This is a genomic window from Streptomyces hebeiensis (genome assembly GCF_052983195.1).
In genome coordinates, this window is sequence record NZ_CM129812.1 from 6,074,187 (window position 1) to 6,094,101 (window position 19,915).

General features: G+C 71.1%; 13 protein-coding genes, 1 pseudogene and 1 riboswitch. Of the genes and pseudogenes, 10 read left to right on the forward strand and 4 right to left on the reverse strand.

Features of this window, described 5'->3' with window-relative positions:
* Positions 1 to 126: 126 nt before the first annotated feature.
* The 5 genes from ACU6P3_RS26050 to ACU6P3_RS26070 all read left to right on the forward strand — a co-directional run bounded on the left by ACU6P3_RS26050 (position 127) and on the right by ACU6P3_RS26070 (position 6,969).
* Positions 127 to 891 carry an NUDIX hydrolase gene (locus ACU6P3_RS26050; RefSeq protein WP_447194348.1) on the forward strand — a complete coding sequence of 255 codons (765 nt, stop codon included), beginning with the start codon at positions 127 to 129 and terminating at the stop codon, positions 889 to 891.
* Positions 892 to 1,054: 163 nt separating this feature from the next.
* A complete protein-coding gene (locus ACU6P3_RS26055) occupies positions 1,055 to 2,977 on the forward strand; it encodes an ABC transporter ATP-binding protein (protein ID WP_447194349.1) in 1,923 nt (640 codons plus the stop codon).
* Between the two features lie 160 nt (positions 2,978 to 3,137).
* On the forward strand, positions 3,138 to 4,025 hold the full coding sequence (locus ACU6P3_RS26060; protein ID WP_447194350.1) for a FadR/GntR family transcriptional regulator: 888 nt from the start codon (positions 3,138 to 3,140) through the stop codon (positions 4,023 to 4,025).
* A gap of 339 nt (positions 4,026 to 4,364) precedes the next feature.
* Entirely contained in the window at positions 4,365 to 5,912 is a 1,548-nt protein-coding gene (locus tag ACU6P3_RS26065; RefSeq protein ID WP_447194351.1) for an RNA polymerase sigma factor, read from the forward strand.
* Between the two features lie 211 nt (positions 5,913 to 6,123).
* Complete coding sequence (locus ACU6P3_RS26070) at positions 6,124 to 6,969, forward strand: serine protease (protein ID WP_447194352.1); 846 nt, start codon at positions 6,124 to 6,126, stop codon at positions 6,967 to 6,969.
* A gap of 82 nt (positions 6,970 to 7,051) precedes the next feature.
* On the opposite strand, the gene ACU6P3_RS26075 is transcribed toward ACU6P3_RS26070, so the two are convergent.
* Positions 7,052 to 7,282 carry a DUF7455 domain-containing protein gene (locus ACU6P3_RS26075; RefSeq protein WP_114662714.1) on the reverse strand — a complete coding sequence of 77 codons (231 nt, stop codon included), beginning with the start codon at positions 7,280 to 7,282 and terminating at the stop codon, positions 7,052 to 7,054.
* A 464-nt stretch (positions 7,283 to 7,746) separates the two neighbouring features.
* On the opposite strand from ACU6P3_RS26075, the gene ACU6P3_RS26080 reads away from it, so the two are divergent.
* On the forward strand, positions 7,747 to 9,873 hold the full coding sequence (locus ACU6P3_RS26080) for a DNA gyrase/topoisomerase IV subunit B (protein ID WP_030745309.1): 2,127 nt from the start codon (positions 7,747 to 7,749) through the stop codon (positions 9,871 to 9,873).
* Between the two features lie 266 nt (positions 9,874 to 10,139).
* Here ACU6P3_RS26080 and ACU6P3_RS26085 read toward each other — a convergent pair whose 3' ends face one another.
* Positions 10,140 to 10,817, reverse strand: a complete 678-nt coding sequence (locus ACU6P3_RS26085; RefSeq protein ID WP_447194353.1) for a DUF7342 family protein — start codon at positions 10,815 to 10,817, stop codon at positions 10,140 to 10,142.
* Positions 10,814 to 12,601, reverse strand: coding sequence for a sensor histidine kinase (locus ACU6P3_RS26090; RefSeq protein WP_447194354.1), 1,788 nt, complete (start codon positions 12,599 to 12,601; stop codon positions 10,814 to 10,816). Before ACU6P3_RS26090 ends, ACU6P3_RS26085 begins: the two co-directional genes overlap by 4 nt.
* Positions 12,602 to 12,682: 81 nt before the next feature.
* Here ACU6P3_RS26090 and ACU6P3_RS26095 point away from each other — a divergent pair.
* Positions 12,683 to 12,799, forward strand: a pseudogene (locus ACU6P3_RS26095) (citrate/2-methylcitrate synthase); the annotation flags it as partial.
* A 41-nt stretch (positions 12,800 to 12,840) separates the two neighbouring features.
* Positions 12,841 to 13,947 (forward strand): CobW family GTP-binding protein, encoded by a 1,107-nt coding sequence (locus ACU6P3_RS26100; RefSeq protein ID WP_447194355.1) that lies wholly within the window; start codon positions 12,841 to 12,843, stop codon positions 13,945 to 13,947.
* A 71-nt stretch (positions 13,948 to 14,018) separates the two neighbouring features.
* Here ACU6P3_RS26100 and ACU6P3_RS26105 read toward each other — a convergent pair whose 3' ends face one another.
* Positions 14,019 to 16,469 (reverse strand): DNA gyrase/topoisomerase IV subunit A, encoded by a 2,451-nt coding sequence (locus ACU6P3_RS26105; RefSeq protein ID WP_447194356.1) that lies wholly within the window; start codon positions 16,467 to 16,469, stop codon positions 14,019 to 14,021.
* Between the two features lie 256 nt (positions 16,470 to 16,725).
* Between ACU6P3_RS26105 and ACU6P3_RS26110 the strand changes: the two genes are divergently transcribed.
* Together ACU6P3_RS26110 and ACU6P3_RS26115 are read left to right on the forward strand one after the other, a co-directional pair.
* A complete protein-coding gene (locus ACU6P3_RS26110; RefSeq protein WP_447194357.1) occupies positions 16,726 to 18,111 on the forward strand; it encodes a M16 family metallopeptidase in 1,386 nt (461 codons plus the stop codon).
* A gap of 17 nt (positions 18,112 to 18,128) precedes the next feature.
* The gene (locus ACU6P3_RS26115; protein WP_344271127.1) at positions 18,129 to 19,511 is read left to right on the forward strand and encodes a M16 family metallopeptidase; all 1,383 of its coding nucleotides are present in this window, start codon (positions 18,129 to 18,131) and stop codon (positions 19,509 to 19,511) included.
* A 240-nt stretch (positions 19,512 to 19,751) separates the two neighbouring features.
* Positions 19,752 to 19,909, forward strand: a riboswitch (cyclic di-AMP (ydaO/yuaA leader).
* The last annotated feature ends 6 nt before the right edge of the window (positions 19,910 to 19,915 follow it).

Genomic DNA, 19,915 nt, shown 5'->3' on the forward strand with positions numbered 1-19,915 from the left:
TGTCCGCCGACGGGACGGCGCCCGGACCTGAGCCATGCCGCGAGGGGGCGCGGGGACGGCGAAGAAGTGCTCGGTGCCTTGCACGGAAGGAGTGTTTATCGTCAGGCAGACGACTATGATCGCCGCATGTCGCCCTACGACCCATCGGCCTTCCCGCCCTTCGCCGTCACCGTCGATCTGGTCGTGCTCACCGTGCGCCGCCACGCGCTGTGCGCGCTCGTCGTCCGGCGCGGGGAGCCGCCGTTCCAGGGGCGGTGGGCGTTGCCCGGCGGGTTCGTCCGCGGTGACGAGGACCTGGCAGCGGCGGCGGCGCGGGAACTGACCGAGGAGACGGGCCTGTGCGCTCACGACGAGGCATCCTCGGCACCGGGGAGCGCCGCCCATCTCGAACAGCTCGCCACCTACGGTGACCCGGAGCGCGATCCGAGGATGCGGGTCGTCAGCGTGGCCCATCTGGCGCTCTCGCCCGACCTGCCCGCGCCACGCGCGGGGGGCGACGCGAACAGCGCCCGCTGGGCCCCGGTCGAGGACCTGCTCAGTGCGGAGGGCGGGTACGCGAGGGAGGGCGAGCAGACGGCGCAGCTCGCGTTCGACCACGCGCGGATCCTCGCGGACGGGGTGGAGCGGGCCCGCTCGAAGATCGAGTACTCCTCCCTCGCCACGGCGTTCTGCCCGCCCGAGTTCACCGTCGGCGAGTTGCGGCGCGTGTACGAGGCCGTGTGGGGTGTGGCGCTCGATCCGCGTAACTTCCACCGCAAGGTCACGGGCACACCGGGGTTCCTGGTCCCGTCGGGCGGGACCACGACCCGGCAGGGCGGCCGGCCCGCGCAGTTGTTCCGGGCGGGCGGGGCGACCGTCCTCAACCCGCCCATGCTGCGTCCCGAGGTCTGACACCGGCACCCGTTCCCGGCCGCCGCTGCCGCCGGGAACGGCCCGGTGCGGGGACACTCCACACCCGGGACACCGCTATTGCGCTGAAAGTCTGACATATAGCGTTATCTTGCTGCGGTGTCCACTCAGCGTCCGAGTGGTCCCATCTCCCGCGAGAGAAGCGATGCTCCAGGCGATCGGACTGACCAGCGAATCCCGTCGAGACCTCCCGCCCGCCGTCGACAATCTGAGCTTCGAGGCGCCACCGGGCTCCCTGACGGCCCTTCTCGGCGCCCCCGGCGCGGGCAAGACGACCGCGCTGCGGCTCATGCTCGACCTCGAACCGGGGCGTGGGACGACCCTGTTCCGCGGTCGTCCGCTCCACCGTCTCGGCCGTCCCTGCCGCGAGATCGGAGTACTCCTCGGCGACGTGCCGGGCCATCCGGCGCGAACGGCCCGTGGTCAGCTGCGGATGTTGGCCGCGGCTGTCGGTGTCCCCGCGGCGCGTGCCGACGAACTCCTCGACATCATGGGCCTCGGTGCGCTGCGGGGTGAACGCCTGGGCACCCTTTCCCTCGGCATGGACCGCCGACTCGGGCTCGCCTGTGCCCTGTTGGGCGATCCGCACACACTGCTGCTCGACGCTCCCTCGGCGGGTCTCTCACCGCGCGAGAGCGGCTGGCTGTTCGGGCTGTTGCGGGCGCATGCCGGTCGGGGCGGCACGGTTCTGTACACGACCGCCGACCCCAAGGAGGCCGCCCGCACCGCCGATCACGTGGTCACCCTGGACGCGGGGCGTCTCGTCGCCGCCCAGGACGTCGCCTCCTTCGCGCGCACCAGACTGCGCCCGCGCGTCGCGGTCAGGACGCCGCACGCGGCCCGCCTCGCGGACGCTCTCAGCCGCGAGGCCCGGGCCCGTAGGCGCTCCGTCGAGGTCGTCACGGAGGCGGGCAGCCGGATCACCGTCTACGGCAGCAGCTGCCCGGAGATCGGCGAGACCGCGTTCCGGCACGGCGTGCTGGTCCACCAGCTCGCCGACGAGATCGGGGACACCGGCGTCCCCGCGCCGGGTCCCCTCCCCGCGCCGGGTTCCGTCCTCGCGCCGGCCCTCGTCCCCGCGCCGGCCCCCGGTACGGACGACCGGGCGGTGCGCGTGCCGCGCCCCGACCCCGGCCGTGCGGACGGTTCCCCGTACGGGCACCCGCGCGGTGGCACGCCCGGCGACGCCCGGCGCGAAAGGGGTGACCGCCGACCGAGGTCCACGGACGGCCGTGACGACCGCACCGGCGGCGGTCGGTGCACGCCGCGAGGGCTCGGCCGCCCGGTCCGCGGTCCGCTCCGGCCGGTGCGGTACGAGCTCCGTCGGATGTTCGGTACTCCCGCCGCCCTTCTCACCGTTGCCGCCGTCCTCGTCTTGTCCGTCCTGATCGCCGTCCCGCTCGCCCGCGCCGGCCGCACGTCGCTTCCGGACCTGTTCGCCGCCTGGCCGGCGCTCCTGCCGCTGCCGCCCGCCGCCTTGGGGGCCGGACTGCTCGGCGCGCTCTCGTTCGGCGAGGAGTTCCGCTATCCCGCCCTGGCCGAAGCGCGCGGCTGCGTGCCGCGCCGACTGGGCCTGCTGCTCGCCAAACTCGCCGTCACGGCGGGCGCGGCCTTGCTCCTCGCGCTCGTCACGGCGGCGGCCGACCTCGGCGCGCTGCGGCTGGTGTACGGCGCGGACGCCATCCCCGTTCCTGGCAACTGGCCCGAACTCGCCGTGGATTGGGCGGTGCTGGCCGTCGGCTGCGGCTGGGTGGGGCTGTTGGGCGCGGGGGTGTTCCGGATCACGACGGCCGGCGTGGCCTCGGTCGTCGTCGTACCGACGGTGGTCGTTCCCCTCCTCCGGACGGTGCTCGACGGTCCGTCCGTGCGTACCGCCGCCGGGTTCACGCGCAGGTTGCATGAGAGCGGCTGGGCGGCCTGGCTGGACTGGTCGCACCAGGTCGACCGGTGGCTGCCGGTCCTGTCCGGGCTCCTCGCCCAACCGTTCGCCCTGGCGCTGGCGTTGTCGCTGACGGCCCTGCTGTGCGCGTATCTGTTCATCGGCCTTTCCCGCAGAGTCCGTTGGTGACTAAAAATCAGCCATATCGTGCCTTCCTGCCCATAACTCCCCTGAAAAAGCCCGCTTCTTTCCGATAAGGCGTCAATTGAAGGGCGGGCGCCGATCACCCTTTCGTGTGCTTTTCACCAAAGACCTCAAGGGTGGTGGGAGCAACGCCGACAAAGGATGCGTGAGTACCCTTGCGCACACCATGATGACCGCCGCCCGCTCCGTCGACACCGGCCTCGCCGACTCGGGTGAACTCGACCGCTACCCCTACGCGGAGACATCCGTCGGCGACCGCGTGGCCACCCCCGTCTGGGAGGGTGCCGGCACTGATCTGGGCCGGGTGGGGCGGCGGGCGACGACCAGCCGAGGCCGCGGCCTGCACGGCCAACTCGTCCAGCAGCTCGGCCAGATGATCGTCTCCGGCGATCTGGGCGCCGACCGGCCGCTCGTGCCGGAGGAGATCGGCCAGCGCTTCGAGGTCTCCCGCACGGTGGTGCGGGAGTCGCTGCGCGTCCTCGAGGCCAAGGGCCTCGTCAGCGCCCGCCCCAATGTCGGCACCCGGGTCCGGCCGGTGAGCGACTGGAACCTGCTGGACCCCGACATCATCGAGTGGCGCGCGTTCGGGCCGCAGCGGGACGACCAGCGGCGGGAGCTGAGCGAGCTGCGCTGGACGATCGAGCCGCTCGCCGCACGCCTGGCGGCCGGGCACGGCCGGACGGACGCCCAGCAGCGCCTCTCCGACATGGTGGGGATCATGAGGCACGCCCACACCCAGGGTGATGCCATCACCTTCGCCCGTGCGGACGCCGAGTTCCACTCCCTGCTGATCCAGCTCGCCGGGAACCGGATGCTGGAGCACCTTTCGGGGATCGTCTCCGCCGCGCTCCAGGTCTCCGGCGGCCCGGTCACCGGATGTGACCGTCCCACCGATGCCTCGCTCGCCCACCACGCGCGGATCGTCGACGCCCTCGCCGGGGGTGACGCGTCTGCCGCCGAATCGGCCATGCGTCAACTGCTCACCGTCCAGCCCGAGGTGGAGCGCGTCGTTCCGGCGCCCCGCGAGCACTGATCACGGGCCCGGTCAGGGGCGTACGGGGCGTACGCATCGTGTGTCGCCGGACCCGGGGGGTCCGGCGACGCGATTGTGGGGCCTTAAACGCACCCCTGGATGGTTTGTCGCATATGGGGTGTGACTCGGGCCACGTGGATTGGGCGTAACACTCCTCGAACCAGCGCGATGACCTAAGAGGTGACAGCCGAGGAGGGAATACGGCCGCCGCGTATGGCGCTGTACTCACCCCCGAGGTCCAAGCCCGCGCCGTCGGCCCATCCCCAGTCGACGGTCGTCGGCTCCGACCCGAACCTGGGCGGGGCCGGAAGCCGTTCCCATCGTTCCGAGAGGTTGTTCGTGTCGGCCAGCACATCCCGTACGCTCCCGCCGGAGATCGCCGAGTCCGAGTCTGTGATGGCGCTCATCGAGCGGGGAAAGGCTGATGGGCAGATCGCCGGCGATGACGTGCGTCGCGCCTTCGAGGCCGACCAGATTCCGCCAACCCAGTGGAAAAATGTTCTGCGCAGCCTCAACCAGATTCTGGAGGAAGAGGGTGTGACGCTGATGGTCAGTGCCGCGGAGTCGCCGAAGCGCACCCGCAAGAGCGTCGCAGCGAAGAGCCCGGTCAAGCGCACCGCCACCAAGACCGTCGCCGCCAAGACGGCCGCGGCGAAGACCGTCGCCGCCACGGCGGCCCCCGCCGCGGGGACCGTGGACGCCGCGGCCGGAGAGCCGGCCGCGCCCGCCAAGAAGGCCGCGGCCAAGAAGTCCGCCGCCAAGAAGGCCACGGTCAAGAAGGCCGCGGCCAAGAAGACGACCGCGAAGAAGACCGTCGCCAAGAAGGACGTCGACGACCTCATCGACGGCGAGGAGCCGACCGACGAGGTGCCCGTCGTCAAGGGCGAGGACGAGGAGCCCGAGGGCGAGAACAAGGGCTTCGTCCTCTCCGACGACGACGAGGACGACGCGCCGGCCCAGCAGGTGGCCGTCGCCGGTGCCACCGCCGACCCGGTCAAGGACTACCTGAAGCAGATCGGCAAGGTCCCGCTGCTCAACGCCGAGCAGGAGGTCGAGCTGGCCAAGCGCATCGAGGCCGGCCTGTTCGCCGAGGACAAGCTGTCGAACTCCGACAAGCTCGCACCCAAACTCAAGCGCGAGCTGGAGATCATCGCCGAGGACGGCCGCCGCGCCAAGAACCACCTGCTGGAGGCCAACCTCCGGCTGGTGGTCTCGCTGGCCAAGCGCTACACCGGCCGCGGCATGCTCTTCCTGGACCTGATCCAGGAGGGCAACCTGGGCCTGATCCGCGCGGTCGAGAAGTTCGACTACACCAAGGGCTACAAGTTCTCCACGTACGCCACCTGGTGGATCCGGCAGGCGATCACCCGCGCCATGGCGGACCAGGCGCGCACCATCCGTATCCCGGTGCACATGGTCGAGGTCATCAACAAGCTCGCCCGCGTGCAGCGCCAGATGCTCCAGGACCTGGGCCGCGAGCCCACCCCGGAGGAGCTGGCCAAGGAACTCGACATGACCCCCGAGAAGGTCATCGAGGTCCAGAAGTACGGCCGGGAGCCGATCTCGCTGCACACGCCGCTGGGCGAGGACGGCGACAGCGAGTTCGGAGACCTCATCGAGGACTCCGAGGCGGTCGTGCCCGCCGACGCCGTGAGCTTCACACTCCTCCAGGAGCAGCTCCACTCCGTGCTCGACACGCTCTCCGAGCGTGAGGCGGGTGTGGTCTCCATGCGCTTCGGCCTCACCGACGGTCAGCCCAAGACGCTGGACGAGATCGGCAAGGTCTACGGCGTGACGCGTGAGCGCATCCGTCAGATCGAGTCGAAGACCATGTCGAAGCTGCGCCACCCGTCGCGTTCGCAGGTGCTCCGGGACTACCTGGACTGACCCGACCCGGCCGGCCACTCCGCGCCGCACCACAGGTTCGCCCGTGGTGCGGCGGCGCGCCCTGAGGGTGGTCCCGGGGGGCGCGCGGAAGCGCATGTGAGGGCCCGGATGCCACCGAGCATCCGGGCCCGCGCTGTGCGCGGGGGTGCGAGCCCCGACTGAGTGGGTGACTCTGGGTATATCAAGGTAAACCGGAGAGTCAGGAGCCCGAATGCGCCGTTCCCTTGCCCGAAAGCTGACCGGCGGGCTGGCCGTGGTCGCCACCGGGGTCGCGCTCCCGCTCGTCGCGCCCACGCCCGCCACGGCCGATCGGGTGATTGTCGGCGGCCAGCCGGTGCGGACCGCCGACAGTCCTTGGGCCGTGGCCCTCTCCAGTGTCGGCCGGTTCGGCACCAAGCGGGCGGGCCAGTTCTGCGGAGGAGTGGTGGTGGCGCCGACGAAGGTCCTGACGGCGGCCCATTGCATGAGCTCCGACGTTCTCGGCGCCGCTCCGGAGGAGGTCGGCGACCTCAGGGTCATCGCGGGCCGCGAGCGGCTGCGGGGCGGCGGCGGGCGGGAGGTCGCGGTGCGCTCCGTGCGCACGGACCCCGCCTACGACCGGGACACCAACAGGTCGGACCTCGCCGTCGTGACACTGGCCCGTGCGCTGCCGAGGGGGTATGTGATCCGGTCGGCGGAGCCTGGGAACCCGGTCACCGAGCCTGGGACCGAGGCCCACGTCTACGGCTGGGGCGACACCACCGGTAGCGGTACGTACGCCGACGCGCTGCGTGCGGCGCGCGTGACCGTCCTGGACGACGCCGAGTGCCGGAAGGCCTACCCGGGCGGCTCAGGGGGCCGCTACGAGCCCTCCACGATGCTCTGCGCGGGCGATCCCGCGGGCAGGCATGACGCGTGCCAGGGAGACAGCGGCGGGCCGCTGGTGGCCCAGGGACGGCTCATCGGCCTCGTCTCCTGGGGCAGCGGCTGCGGGCGCCCCGAGAGCCCAGGGGTGTACACGCGGATCACGGTCGACGTACCGCTGGTGGCCGAGGCCGTCGGGGCCCATGGAGGCTGACCGGGCGGGGAGAGGCGCGCCGGACGCCGACGAGAACGGGCGGCTCGAGACCGGCCCCTGGCTCGTCGTGGGATGCGAGGTGTCAGCGTTCCTCTTCACCGCCGCCGGCCGGTACGGCCGTCAGTCGGTCGGTCTCATCCTGTATTTCCGCGGCGATCTTCTTGAGTTCCGGCTCGAACTTGCGCCCGTGGTGGGCACAGAAGAGCAGCTCACCACCGCTGGACAGAAGGACGCGCAGATATGCCTGGGCGCCGCAGCGGTCGCAGCGGTCAGCCGCCGTCAGCGGGCTCGCGGGGGTCAGAACAGTAGTCACGTCGCCTCTTCTCTAGCTCGACGAGCTGTCGTACCAGGGTCAACATCCAACCAGGCCGAAAACGTTCCCGCTCGCGGCTTCTCCTTGAAAATTCTTTCTGGTGATGGCTGGATACTGACGGTTGGCGGCGAATGGGCCGTATTGCTTGGTGGAGCTTCGCGCTACGGGTTTCGCTTGCTTGGGGTTCGCTCGGGGTCGCTTGTCGGGGGTGCCCTCCCCGGCTGGCTTGCCGGTTGTTGAGGAGGACGTGCCCGGAGCCTAAATGGTTCATGCCTGGAAGGGAACGTGATGTGTGCTTCACTCCCTTGCGGGATCGAACACGTATACGACCTTGGACTAGCATAAGAATCGGCGAGGGTGGCGTGACAACGGCTCTACCTGGCCTCTGTACGCTCTGACCGGTGACAGAAGCCGGGCCTTTACCCCACCGGGCCCCCATCCAAATTCAGCGAGGAGCGAACCGCGTGACCGCCGATACGTCCGTGCCGTCCACTGCGCTGCTGACCGCAGACCGTGACGGCTCCAACTACACCGCGCGGCACCTGCTCGTCCTTGAGGGGCTCGAAGCGGTCCGCAAGCGCCCCGGAATGTACATCGGCTCGACGGACAGCCGCGGCCTGATGCACTGCCTCTGGGAGATCATCGACAACTCGGTCGACGAGGCCCTCGGCGGCTACTGCGACCACATCGAGGTGATCCTGCACGACGACGGCTCGGTCGAGGTCAAGGACAACGGCCGGGGCATCCCGGTCGACGTCGAGCCCAAGACCGGCCTGTCCGGCGTCGAGGTCGTGATGACCAAGCTGCACGCGGGAGGCAAGTTCGGCGGCGGTTCGTACGCCGCCTCGGGCGGGCTCCACGGCGTGGGCGCCTCGGTCGTCAACGCCCTGTCCGCCCGGCTGGACGTCGAGGTGGACCGCAACAGCGCCACGCACGCGATCAGCTTCCGCCGGGGGGTTCCCGGCATCTTCACCGAGCAGGGGCCCGACGCCCCGTTCGACCCCTCGAACGGCCTGGTCAAGGGCAAGCGGGTGCCCAAGACCCGCACCGGCACGCGCGTGCGGTACTGGGCCGACCGGCAGATCTTCCTCAAGGACGCCCGGCTCTCGCTGGAGACGCTGCACCAGCGCGCCCGCCAGACCGCCTTCCTCGTCCCCGGTCTGACCATCGTCGTCAGGGACGAGCGGTCGGGCGGCAACGGCGAGGACAGCGGCGCCTCCGTGGAGACCTTCCGCTTCGACGGCGGAATCAGCGAGTTCTGCGAGTACCTCGCCCAGGACAAGGCCGTGTGCGACGTGCTCCGGCTGACCGGTCAGGGGACGTTCAAGGAGACCGTTCCGGTCCTGGACGACCGCGGGCACATGACCCCCACCGAGGTCACCCGTGAGCTGGGCGTCGACATCGCGCTGCGCTGGGGCACCGGCTACGACTCCACGATCAGGTCGTTCGTCAACATCATTGCCACCCCCAAGGGGGGCACGCATGTGACCGGGTTCGAACGTTCGGTGACCAGGACGGTCAACGAGGCGCTGCGTTCGGCCAAGCTCCTGCGTGTCGCGGAGGACGATGTCGTCAAGGACGACGCCTTGGAGGGCCTCACCGCCGTGGTGACGGTCCGGCTCGCGGAGCCGCAGTTCGAGGGCCAGACCAAGGAGATCCTCGGCACGTCGGCCGCCAACCGGATCGTCGCCAATGTCGTCGCCAAGGAGCTCAAGGACTTCCTGACGTCGACGAAGCGCGACGCCAAGGCGCAGGCGCGGGCCGTGCTGGACAAGGTCGTGGCCGCCGCTCGCACGCGTATCGCTGCCCGTCAGCACAAGGAGGCGCAGCGCAGGAAGACCGCGCTCGAGTCCTCCTCGCTGCCCGCCAAGCTCGCCGACTGCCGCAGCGACGACGTCGAGCGCAGCGAGCTGTTCATCGTGGAGGGTGATTCCGCGCTCGGCACGGCCAAGCTCGCCCGGAACAGTGAGTTCCAGGCCCTGCTGCCCATCCGCGGCAAGATCCTCAACGTGCAGAAGTCGTCCGTCTCCGACATGCTCAAGAACGCCGAGTGCGGGGCGATCATCCAGGTCATAGGAGCGGGGTCAGGGCGGACCTTCGACATCGACGCCGCCCGCTACGGCAAGATCGTGCTCCTGGTGGACGCCGATGTCGACGGAGCCCACATCCGGTGCCTGCTGCTCACGCTCTTCCAGCGCTACATGCGGCCGATGGTGGAGGCGGGCCGGGTCTTCGCCGCCGTACCGCCGCTGCACCGCATCGAGCTGGTGCAGCCCAAGAAGGGCCAGAACAAGTACGTGTACACGTACTCGGACAACGAGCTGCGCCAGACGCTGCTGGAGTTCCAGCGCAAGAACATCCGGTTCAAGGACTCGATCCAGCGCTACAAGGGCCTCGGTGAGATGGACGCCGACCAGCTGGCCGAGACCACGATGGACCCGCGTCACCGCACCTTGCGGCGGATCAACATCGGGGACCTGGAGTCGGCCGAGCAGATCTTCGACCTGCTGATGGGCAACGAGGTGGCGCCCCGCAAGGAGTTCATCACCAGCTCCGCGGCGACCCTGGACCGCTCGCGCATCGACACCTGAGCCGCCACGGTCGGCTCCGGGCCCCTTCGCGGCCCGCGTCGGCTCGTCTCTCGGCCGGCGTCGGGCGGCGTCGGGCCGTCTCCCGGTAGGCCGGCTGTCGAGGGCGTCGCGGCAGGGCGGGCCGGGCAGGCGCCCGCCGTCCAGCGGCGACTGCCGGAACGGGTGACGGCGTCGCCCGCGCCATCCGTCCCGGCCGCGCCGCCCGACGGGCTGACCGGACGGGAGGCCGAGGTGCTCACCCTGGTCGGCCATTGCTCGCCGACCGGTCAGGCGCTCGCCGCCCACGTGTAGCGGTGCTCGGGGCGCCCCGTCTCTCCGTACCGGAGGCTGAGCCGTACCCGTCCGGTCTGCTCCAGCAGTTTCAGATAGCGCTGTGCGGTCTGCCGGCTCATGCCCGCGTGCTCCGCGATCTCCTGGGCCGAGAGGGGGCCCTCGGCGCTCAGCAGCACCTGGCGGACCAGCTCGGCCGTGGTGGGGGAGTGGCCCTTGGGCAGGGCGGGCGCGGTCGCGACGGACAGGGCGCCGAACATCCGGTCGACTTCCGACTGTTCCGCCTCGCCGCCGCCCTCCACGGTCCTGCGGAGTCCGGCGTACGCCTCCAGCTTGGCCCGCAGTCCGGCGAAGGTGAACGGTTTCACCAGGTACTGGAGCGCGCCATGGCGCATCGCCGCCTGGACGGTGGCCACGTCACGGGCCGCCGTCACCATGATCACGTCGGTCTGGTGGCCGTGTCGGCGCAGTTCCTGGACCACCGAGAGTCCGTTCCGGTCCGGCAGATAGTGGTCGAGCAGGACGAGATCGACGGAGTGCTCCGCCATCCGGGCGAGCGCCTCGGCGGCGGAGTGGGCCTCGGCCACCACGCGGAAGCCCGCCATCTTGGTCACATAGGCCGCGTTGATCCCCGCGACCCGGACATCGTCGTCCACGACCAGTACGTCGATCACCGTTTCTCCCTCGCGGTGGCCCGCTCGTGCGGTGTCGGTGCCGGCTTCGGTGACGGTCCTGATGACGGTGGCGCGACAGCCGGGGCCAGGCCCGTCGTGGACATGTCGCGCGCCATGCCGTGATCCGCCCGGTCCGCGAGGTCCGCCCGGTCCGCTGCGGCCGCCTGGTCCGCCCCTGTCAGTGCCTCCGGGAGGACGACCGTGAACTCCGCTCCGCCGTCCGCCGCCGCGTCGACCCGCGCGCTGCCGCCCTGCCGCTCGGCGAGCCTGCGCACCATCGCCAGCCCGAGTCCGCGCTTGCCGTGGGCCGGCAGCTCCTTGGTCGACCAGCCCTCGGCGAACACGAGATCGCGCTCGGTCTCCGCGATGCCGGGGCCGCTGTCGGAGACCACGACGACGACCGTACGGCCCTCGGCGCGCAGTTCCACCTCGATCCCCGGATTCTCGGAACCGGCCGCGGCGTCCAGCGCGTTGTCGACCAGATTGCCCACGACCGTCACCAGCCCCTGTGGGTCCACCAGCCGGTCGGGCAGCAGCGAGTCCGGGGAGAGCCGCAGCGGAACGCCCCGCTCCGCGGCGACCGTGGCCTTGCCGACCAGCAGCGCGGCGGGCAGCGGGTCGTGGACGCGCTCGGTGATCTGCTCGGCGGTGGTCCGGTGCACACCGACGACCTCGGTCACGAACTCCACCGCCTCCTCGTGCATCTCCAGTTCCAGCAGTCCCAGCAGGGTATGCATATGGTTCGCGTGCTCGTGGTCCTGGGCCCGCAGAGCGTCGATGAGGCCACGGGTGGCGTCCAGTTCCCGGCCGAGCCGCTCCAGCTCCGTACGGTCGCGCAGGGTGACCACGGCCCCGCCGTCGTCGGTGGGCATCCGGTTGACGACCAGCACCCGACTGCCCCGTACGGTCAGCAGGTCCTCGCCCACCACCCGGCCGCCGAGCACCTCGGTGGCGCGTCCCGGGCCGAGCACCGTGTCGAGGGGCCGCCCGGTGGCGTCGGGGCCGAGCCGCAGCAGTCGCTGCGCCTCGTCGTTCATCAGCCGGATCCGGCCGGTGCCGTCCAGCGCGACCACGCCCTCCCGCAGACTGTGCAGCATGGCCTCGCGCTCGGCGAGCAAGGCGGAGATGTCGGAGAACGCCAGGTCATGGGTCCGTCGCTGGAGGCGCCTGGAGATCAGATACGCGGCGAGCGCACCGGCGGCCAGCGCCCCGCCCGCGTACGCGAGCAGTTCGGGGATCGAGGCGAGAAGCCGGTCGCGGACGCTGTCGTACGCGATACCGACCGAGACGGCACCGACGATCCGGTCCGAGGAGTCGCGCAGGGGGACCTTGCCCCGGGCCGAGCGGCCCAGCGTGCCGCTGTCCAGTTCCATGAGGTGGCGGCCGGCGAGCGCCGCGCTCGGGTCGGTGGAGACGACCTTGCCGATCTGCGCGTGGTCGGGGTGGGACCAGCGCACGCCGTGCCGGTCCATGATCACCACATACTCGGCGCCGGTGGACCGCCTGATGCGTTCCGCCTCGGCCTGCACGGGCCCCTCGACCGTGGGCCGGGTGTCCTTGAGGTCCTCGGCGACCCGTGCCGACGCGGTCGTCTCGGCGATCACGAGCGCCCGGCGCATCGCCTGTTCGTCGAGCTCCTCGCTGAAGGGCGCGAGGAACAGCCCGGTGGCCAGCACGGTGACGCCCGCGGCGATGGCGATCTGCATCAGCAGCACCTGCGAGAAGACCCGGCGCGGCCAGCCGAGCCTCCGTCGTCTCCCTGTGCTGTTCGGTCCGGCGCTCATACGTACGAACGGTAAAGGGCCCGGCGTTTTTCCGGAATGTCCTCCTGTCCGCAAGTCGCTTGCGTAGTTCGCGGTTCGCTCGCAGTTACGGTCGGCTGGAGCGCCCATATCCTGGAGCAGGCGGCCGACTCCAAGATCATCCGCCCGGCGGCCCGGTACGCGGGACCGCCCCCGCCGCAGCCGGTGCCGGCGGGCTGAGCGGGAGGGAACCGACCCGCCGGCGGCACGGAGGCGCACCAGTGAGCAGGCAGCGGATCCCGGTGGTCGTTCTCGCGGGCTTCCTCGGATCGGGCAAGACGACCCTGCTCAACCATCTGCTGCGGCACCGCGCCGGCAACCGGATCGCCGTGGTCGTCAACGACTTCGGCGCCATCGAGATCGACGCCATGACGGTCGCGGGACAGGTCGGATCGACGGTCTCGCTCGGCGACGGCTGTCTGTGCTGCGCCGTCGACGCGAGCGAACTCGACGGCTACCTGGAGCTGCTGACCAAGCCCTCCGCGCGGATCGACATCATCGTGATCGAGGCCAGCGGCCTCGCCGAGCCGCAGGAGCTGGTCCGGATGATCCTCGCCGCGGACAACCCCCGCACGGTGTACGGAGGGCTGGTCGAGGTCGTCGACGCGGCCGAGTTCGACGCCACCCGGGAGCGCCACCCCGAGATCGACCGGCACCTGGCGATCGCCGACCTCGTGGTGCTCAACAAGACCGACCGGGTGGCGGAGCCCGAACTGCGGCGCCTGCGCGCCACCCTCGGCGAGCTGAGCCCGGGGACACCGGCGGTCTCCGCCTCGTACGGACGGATCGACCCGGCGCTGCTGTTCGACCCGGCCGTCCGGCCGGCCGGGGAGGAGAAGGTGCGCCAGCTCTCCTTCGAGGACCTGTTGGGCGGCGCGGGAGCCCATGACGGCCACTCCGGCCATGACGGCCATCTCCACGCGGGCTACGAGAGCGTCTCGTTCACCTCGCGCGCCCCGGTGGACCCCCGGCGGCTCATGGCGTTCCTCGATTCACGCCCCGACGGCCTGTACCGCATCAAGGGCTTCGTCGGCTTCGGATCGTACGACGCGGCCAACCGTTACGCGCTCCACGCGGTCGGCCGGTTCCTGCGCTTCCACCCTGAGCCCTGGCCCCGCGACGAGGAGCCGGGCACCCAACTCGTGCTGATCGGCTCGGGCACCGACGGGGACGCCCTGCTCAAGGAGCTGGCGGCCTGCGAGCAGACGGACCCCCCGGAGCCCCACGGCCCGGGCGTCCAGGCCGGTCCCGTCGACGACCGGGCGATGTGGGGCGTCCTGCGGTACGTGCCCGGCCTGTCCGGGGCCGAGGACCCGGACAGGCCGTGAGCACACCGGCCGGCCCGGCGGTCAGCGCGCGGGCCTGACCCTCAGGGCGCGGGCCTGACCGTCGGCGCGTGTCAGTGCGCGGGCCCGGCCAGCACGTCGATCGCCGCGGTGTACGGCGTCCCCGAACCGTCCCGGCGCGGGTCGGGCTCCGGCAGCTTCACCGGTGTGCCGTTCTTCTGCGCGGCGCGCGCCGGGGTGGCCCCCGCCCAGGCCAGCGTCAGCAGGTCCTCGCCCTTCAAGAAGCGGTGACAGCGCACGCCGCCCGTGGCCCGGCCCTTGCGCGGGTACTGGTCGAAGGGGGTGAGCTTGGCCGTACGCGCCGGGACGTCCAGCGTGCCGAGCGAACCGGTCAGCGTGAACACCGCCGCGTCCGCCGCCGGGTCCACCGCCGTGAAGGAGATCACGGACGCGCCCTCGGCCAGCTTGATGCCCGCCATGCCACCCGCGGCCCGGCCCTGCGGCCGTACCTGCGACGCCTGGTAGCGCAGCAGTTGCGCGTCGGAGGTGATGAAGACCAGGTCCTCCTCGCCCGTGCGCAGCTCCGCCGCGCCGACGATCCGGTCGCCCTCCTTGAGGGAGATGACCTCCAACTCCTCCTTGTTGGCGGGGTAGTCGGGGACCACCCGCTTGACCACGCCCTGGAGCGTGCCCAGCGCGAGTCCTGGCGACGACTCGTCGAGCGTGGTCAGACAGACGAGCGTCTCGTCGTCCTCCAGCGCGAGGAACTCCGACACCGGCGCGCCTCCCGACAGGTTCGGCGCGGCGGTCGCGGCCGGCAGCTGGGGCAGGTCGATCACCGCGATGCGCAGCAGCCGCCCCGCGGAGGTCACCGCGCCCACGTCGCCGCGCGCCGTCGCCGGCACGGCCGAGACGATCACGTCGTGCTTGACGCGCTTGCCGTCACCGCCGGCCAGCGGTTCGCCGTTGGCCGTACGCGCCAGCAGACCGGTCGAGGACAGCAGGACCCGGCACGGGTCGTCGGCGACCTGCAGCGGCACCGCGGCCACCTCGACGCCCGTGGACTCCAGCAGCTGGGTGCGCCGGGGCGTGCCGAACTTCTTCGCCACCGCGGCCAGTTCGCCGGAGACGAGCTTGCGCAGCTCCGTGTCCGACTCCAGGATCCCGGTCAGCTCGTCGATCTCCCCGTTGAGCCGGTCGCGCTCGCTCTCCAGCTCGATGCGGTCGAAGCGGGTGAGCCGGCGCAGCGGCGTGTCCAGGATGTACTGCGTCTGGACGTCGCTCAGCGAGAAGCGCTCGATCAGCCGCTCCTTGGCCTGCGCCGAGTTGTCGCTCGACCGGATCAGCCGGATGACCTCGTCGATGTCGACCAGCGCGACAAGAAGTCCCTCGACCAGGTGAAGCCGGTCGCGCCGCTTGGTCCGCCGGAACTCGCTGCGCCGGCGCACCACCGTGAACCGGTGGTCCAGGTAGACCTCCAGCAGTTCCTTCAGGCCCAGCGTCAGCGGCTGCCCGTCGACCAGCGCCACGTTGTTGATGCCGAAGGACTCCTCCATCGGCGTCAGCTTGTAGAGCTGCTCCAGCACCGCCTCGGGCACGAAACCGTTCTTGATCTCGATGACCAGGCGCAGTCCGTGGGCCCGGTCCGTGAGGTCCTTGACGTCCGCGATGCCCTGGAGCTTCTTGGCGGAGACCAGGTCCTTGATCTTCGAGATGACCTTCTCGGGACCGACCGCGAACGGCAGCTCCGTGACGACCAGGCCCTTGCGGCGCGCGGTGACGTCCTCCACCGTCGTGGTGGCACGGATCTTGAACGTGCCGCGGCCCTTCTCGTACGCGTCCTTGATGCCGCCCGTGCCGACGATCCGGCCGCCGGTGGGCAGGTCGGGCCCCGGGACGAACCGCATCAGCGTCTCCAGGTCGGCGCCCGGATGCTTGATCAGATGGCGGGCGGCCGCCACGACCTCGCCGAGGTTGTGCGGCGGCATGTTCGTCGCCATGCCGACGGCGATCCCGGAGGCGCCGTTGACCAGCAGGTTCGGATACGCGGCCGGGAGCGTGACCGGCTCCCGCTCCTGACCGTCGTAATTCGGCTCGAAATCGACGGTGTCCTCGTCGATCGACTCCGTCATCAGTGACGTCGCGTCGGCCATCCGGCACTCTGTGTACCGCATCGCGGCCGGCGGGTCGTCGTTGCCGAGCGAACCGAAGTTGCCATGGCCGTCGACCAGGGGAAGCCGCATCGAGAACGGCTGTGCCATCCTGACCAGAGCGTCGTAAATGGAGGCGTCGCCGTGCGGGTGGAGCTTACCCATCACCTCACCGACGACCCGGGCGCACTTCACATAGCCACGGTCGGGGCGCAGCCCCATCTCGTTCATCTGGTAGACGATCCGGCGGTGCACCGGCTTCATGCCGTCCCGGGCGTCCGGCAGGGCACGGGAGTAGATCACCGAGTAGGCGTACTCGAGGAAGGAGCCCTGCATTTCATCGACCACGTCGATGTCGAGGATCCTCTCCTCGAAGTCCTCCGGCGGCGGGGTCTTCGTGCTGCGGCGGGCCATCGCTGCTGCGGCTCCTTCACAGGATCAGGGTGCTGGACCAGTGGCCAGCTGCTGGCGGGACGCGGGATCCGTACGACAACGTCGCGGTCCGACGCCGACCATTGTGGACCGGGCCACCGACAACACCGACCTCGACCCGTCGTCGGCCGTGCGTCGAGGGTACGCGGCGAGGGAACGGGCGCGGGAACTTCGCCAGGTGTCAGCACGCTTGCATACAGTGGCAGGACCTCTCCATATCGCGATCGAAGGGACGTACATGCCCATGGGTCACACGGCCACAGCGCAGGCCGGTACCAGCGGCCTGACAGCGACTGAGCACCGGCTGGACAACGGCCTGCGCGTGGTGCTCTCCGAGGACCACCTGACCCCGGTCGCCGCGGTCTGCCTCTGGTACGACGTCGGTTCGCGCCACGAAGTCAAGGGCCGTACCGGCCTGGCTCACCTCTTCGAGCACCTGATGTTCCAGGGCTCGGCCCAGGTCCGGGGCAACGGCCACTTCGAACTGGTGCAGGGCGCGGGCGGTTCCCTCAACGGCACCACCAGCTTCGAGCGCACCAACTACTTCGAGACGATGCCCGCCCACCAGTTGGAGCTGGCGCTCTGGCTGGAGGCGGACCGCATGGGCTCGCTCCTCGCCGCGCTCGACGAGGAGTCCATGGAGAACCAGCGGGACGTCGTCAAGAACGAGCGCCGCCAGCGCTACGACAACGTGCCCTACGGCACGGCTTTCGAGCGGCTGACCGCCCTCTCCTACCCCGACGGCCACCCGTACCACCACACGCCGATCGGCTCCATGGCCGACCTGGACGCAGCGACCCTGGAGGACGCCCGCGCGTTCTTCCGTACCAACTACGCGCCGAACAACGCCGTGCTGTCGGTCGTCGGCGACATCGACCCCGAGCAGACGCTCGCCTGGATCGAGAAGTACTTCGGCTCCATCCCGTCCCACGACGGCAAGAAGCCGCCGCGCGACGGCACGCTGCCCGACATCATCGGCGAGCAGCTGCGCCAGGAGATCCACGAGGAGGTCCCGGCCCGCGCGCTGATGGCCGCCTACCGGCTGCCCCACGACGGCACGCGCGAGTGCGACGCCGCCGACCTGGCGCTCACCGTCCTCGGCGGCGGCGAGTCCTCCCGCCTCCACAACCGACTGGTGCGCCGGGACCGCACGGCGGTGGGCGCCGGATTCGGGCTGCTGCGGCTGGCCGGCGCCCCCTCGCTCGGCTGGCTGGACGTGAAGGCGTCCGGCGGCGTCGAGGTGGACCGGATCGAGGCGGCCGTCGACGAGGAGCTGGCCCGGCTCGCCGCCGACGGACCCACCGAGGAGGAGATGGAGCGGGCCCAGGCCCAGCTGGAGCGCGAGTGGCTGGACCGGCTCGGCACCGTCGCCGGCCGCGCCGACGAACTGTGCCGGTACGCGGTCCTGTTCGGCGACCCGCAGCTGGCGCTGACCGCCGTCGGCCGGATCCTGGACATCTCCGCGGAAGAGGTGCGTGCCGTCGCCGCGGCGCGGCTGCACCCGAACAACAGGGCGGTGCTGGTGTACGAGCCGCTCGCCGCCGCCGACGACGACACCGCTGCCGAAGGCGCCGACGCCGCCACCGCCGACGAGACCGACGAGCACGAAGGGGCGGACCAGTGACCGACGCTGCCGTGACCATGGACCTCCACCCGCAGCCGACCGCCGGCACCGCCAAGCCCTGGGCCTTCCCGGCCCCCGAGCGCGGCACCCTCCCCAACGGGCTGACGGTGCTGCGCTGCGACCGCCCCGGCCAGCAGGTGGTGGCCGTCGAGATCAACCTCGACGCGCCGCTGGACGCCGAGCCGGAGGGCCTCGACGGCGTCGCCACGATCATGGCCCGCGCCTTCTCGGAGGGCACCGACAAGCACACCGCCGAGGAGTTCGCCGCCGAGCTGGAGCGCTGCGGCGCCACGCTCGACGCGCACGCGGACCACCCGGGCGTCCGGCTCTCCCTGGAGGTCCCCGTCTCCCGGCTGGCCAAGGCGCTCGGCCTGCTCGCCGAGGCGCTGCGGGCCCCCGCCTTCGCGGACAGCGAGGTCGAGCGGCTGGTCCGCAACCGGCTGGACGAGATCCCGCACGAGACCGCCAACCCCGGGCGCCGCGCGGCCAAGCAGCTCTCCAAGGAGCTCTTCCCCGCCTCCTCGCGCCTGTCCCGGCCGCGCCAGGGCACCGAGGAGACGGTCGAGCGCATCGACGCCGCCGGGGTGCGCGCCTTCTACGAAGCGCACGTGCGCCCCGCCACGGCCACGGCGGTGATCGTCGGCGACCTCTCCGGCGTGGACCTGGACGCGCTGCTGACCGACAGCCTCGGCGCCTGGACGGGCAACACCGCCGCGCCCCGCCCCGTACCGCCGGTGACGGCCGACGACACCGGCCGGGTCGTGATCGTGGACCGGCCGGGCGCCGTCCAGACCCAGCTGCTGATCGGCCGGATCGGCCCGGACCGGCACGACCGGGTCTGGCCGGCCCAGGTGCTCGGTACGTACTGCCTCGGCGGCACGCTCACCTCCCGGCTCGACCGCGTGCTGCGCGAGGAGAAGGGCTACACCTACGGTGTCCGGGCCTTCGGCCAGGTGCTGCGCTCCGCAGCGCCCTCGTCGCCGGGCGGGGCGACGGGCGCCGCGATGCTCGCGATCAGCGGCTCCGTGGACACCGAGTCCACCGGCCCGGCGCTCGCCGACCTCTGGACGGTGCTGCGCACCCTGGCGGCCGACGGGCTCACCGACGCCGAGCGCGACGTGGCCGTGCAGAACCTGGTGGGAGTGGCCCCGCTGAAGTACGAGATGGCGGCGTCGGTCGCGGCCACGCTCGCCGACCAGGTCGAACAGCACCTCCCGGACGACTTCCAGGCGCAGTTGTACGCGCGCCTGGCCGAGACCGGCACGGTCGAGGCGACCGCCGCGGCCGTCAACGCCTTCCCGGTGGACCGGCTCGTCACCGTGCTCGTGGGGGACGCCGCGCAGATCGAGGAGCCGGTCAAGGCGCTCGGCATCGGTGAAGTGACCGTCGTCGCGAGCTGATTCGCGGATCTTCACGAGCTGATCCGTGGATCTCCGTACCACAGAGGGAACCCCGGCGGCGGGCGCTGCCGGGGTTCCGGTCTTATTTCCGTTTTGTTGGTCAATTGGCTTGTTTGAGGGAGAGGTTGCCTGTCTGGGGTGTGGGCTGCGCTACAAAAACACGCGTCCGTTTGGTTATCGAAAGATGACGCGCTTAGCGTCGGTCCGGCTGTTCGCCCGTCCCGCCGCATCCCGTGGCACGGACAGCCATCGCCGAGTTCCCGGTTCGCCGGGGAGCCGGGGACCCACCGTGTCCCTGGGGTGAATCGGACGCCTTCGCGCGGCGCGTGGAGGGGCCCGTAGGAGACCTTCCTGCTCCGAACCCGTCAGCTAACCCGGTAGGCGAGAAGGAAGGAAAGGACCGG

Bases quoted from the DNA above. Each gene is read 5' to 3' on its own strand.
- ACU6P3_RS26050 (WP_447194348.1), top strand. From the start codon at position 127: ATGTCGCCCTACGACCCATCGGCCTTCCCGCCCTTCGCCGTCACCGTC.
- ACU6P3_RS26055 (WP_447194349.1), top strand. From the start codon at position 1,055: ATGCTCCAGGCGATCGGACTGACCAGCGAATCCCGTCGAGACCTCCCG.
- ACU6P3_RS26070 (WP_447194352.1), top strand. From the start codon at position 6,124: ATGCGCCGTTCCCTTGCCCGAAAGCTGACCGGCGGGCTGGCCGTGGTC.
- ACU6P3_RS26090 (WP_447194354.1), bottom strand. From the start codon at position 12,601: ATGAGCGCCGGACCGAACAGCACAGGGAGACGACGGAGGCTCGGCTGG.
- ACU6P3_RS26105 (WP_447194356.1), bottom strand. From the start codon at position 16,469: ATGGCCCGCCGCAGCACGAAGACCCCGCCGCCGGAGGACTTCGAGGAG.
- ACU6P3_RS26110 (WP_447194357.1), top strand. From the start codon at position 16,726: ATGCCCATGGGTCACACGGCCACAGCGCAGGCCGGTACCAGCGGCCTG.
- ACU6P3_RS26115 (WP_344271127.1), top strand. From the start codon at position 18,129: ATGGACCTCCACCCGCAGCCGACCGCCGGCACCGCCAAGCCCTGGGCC.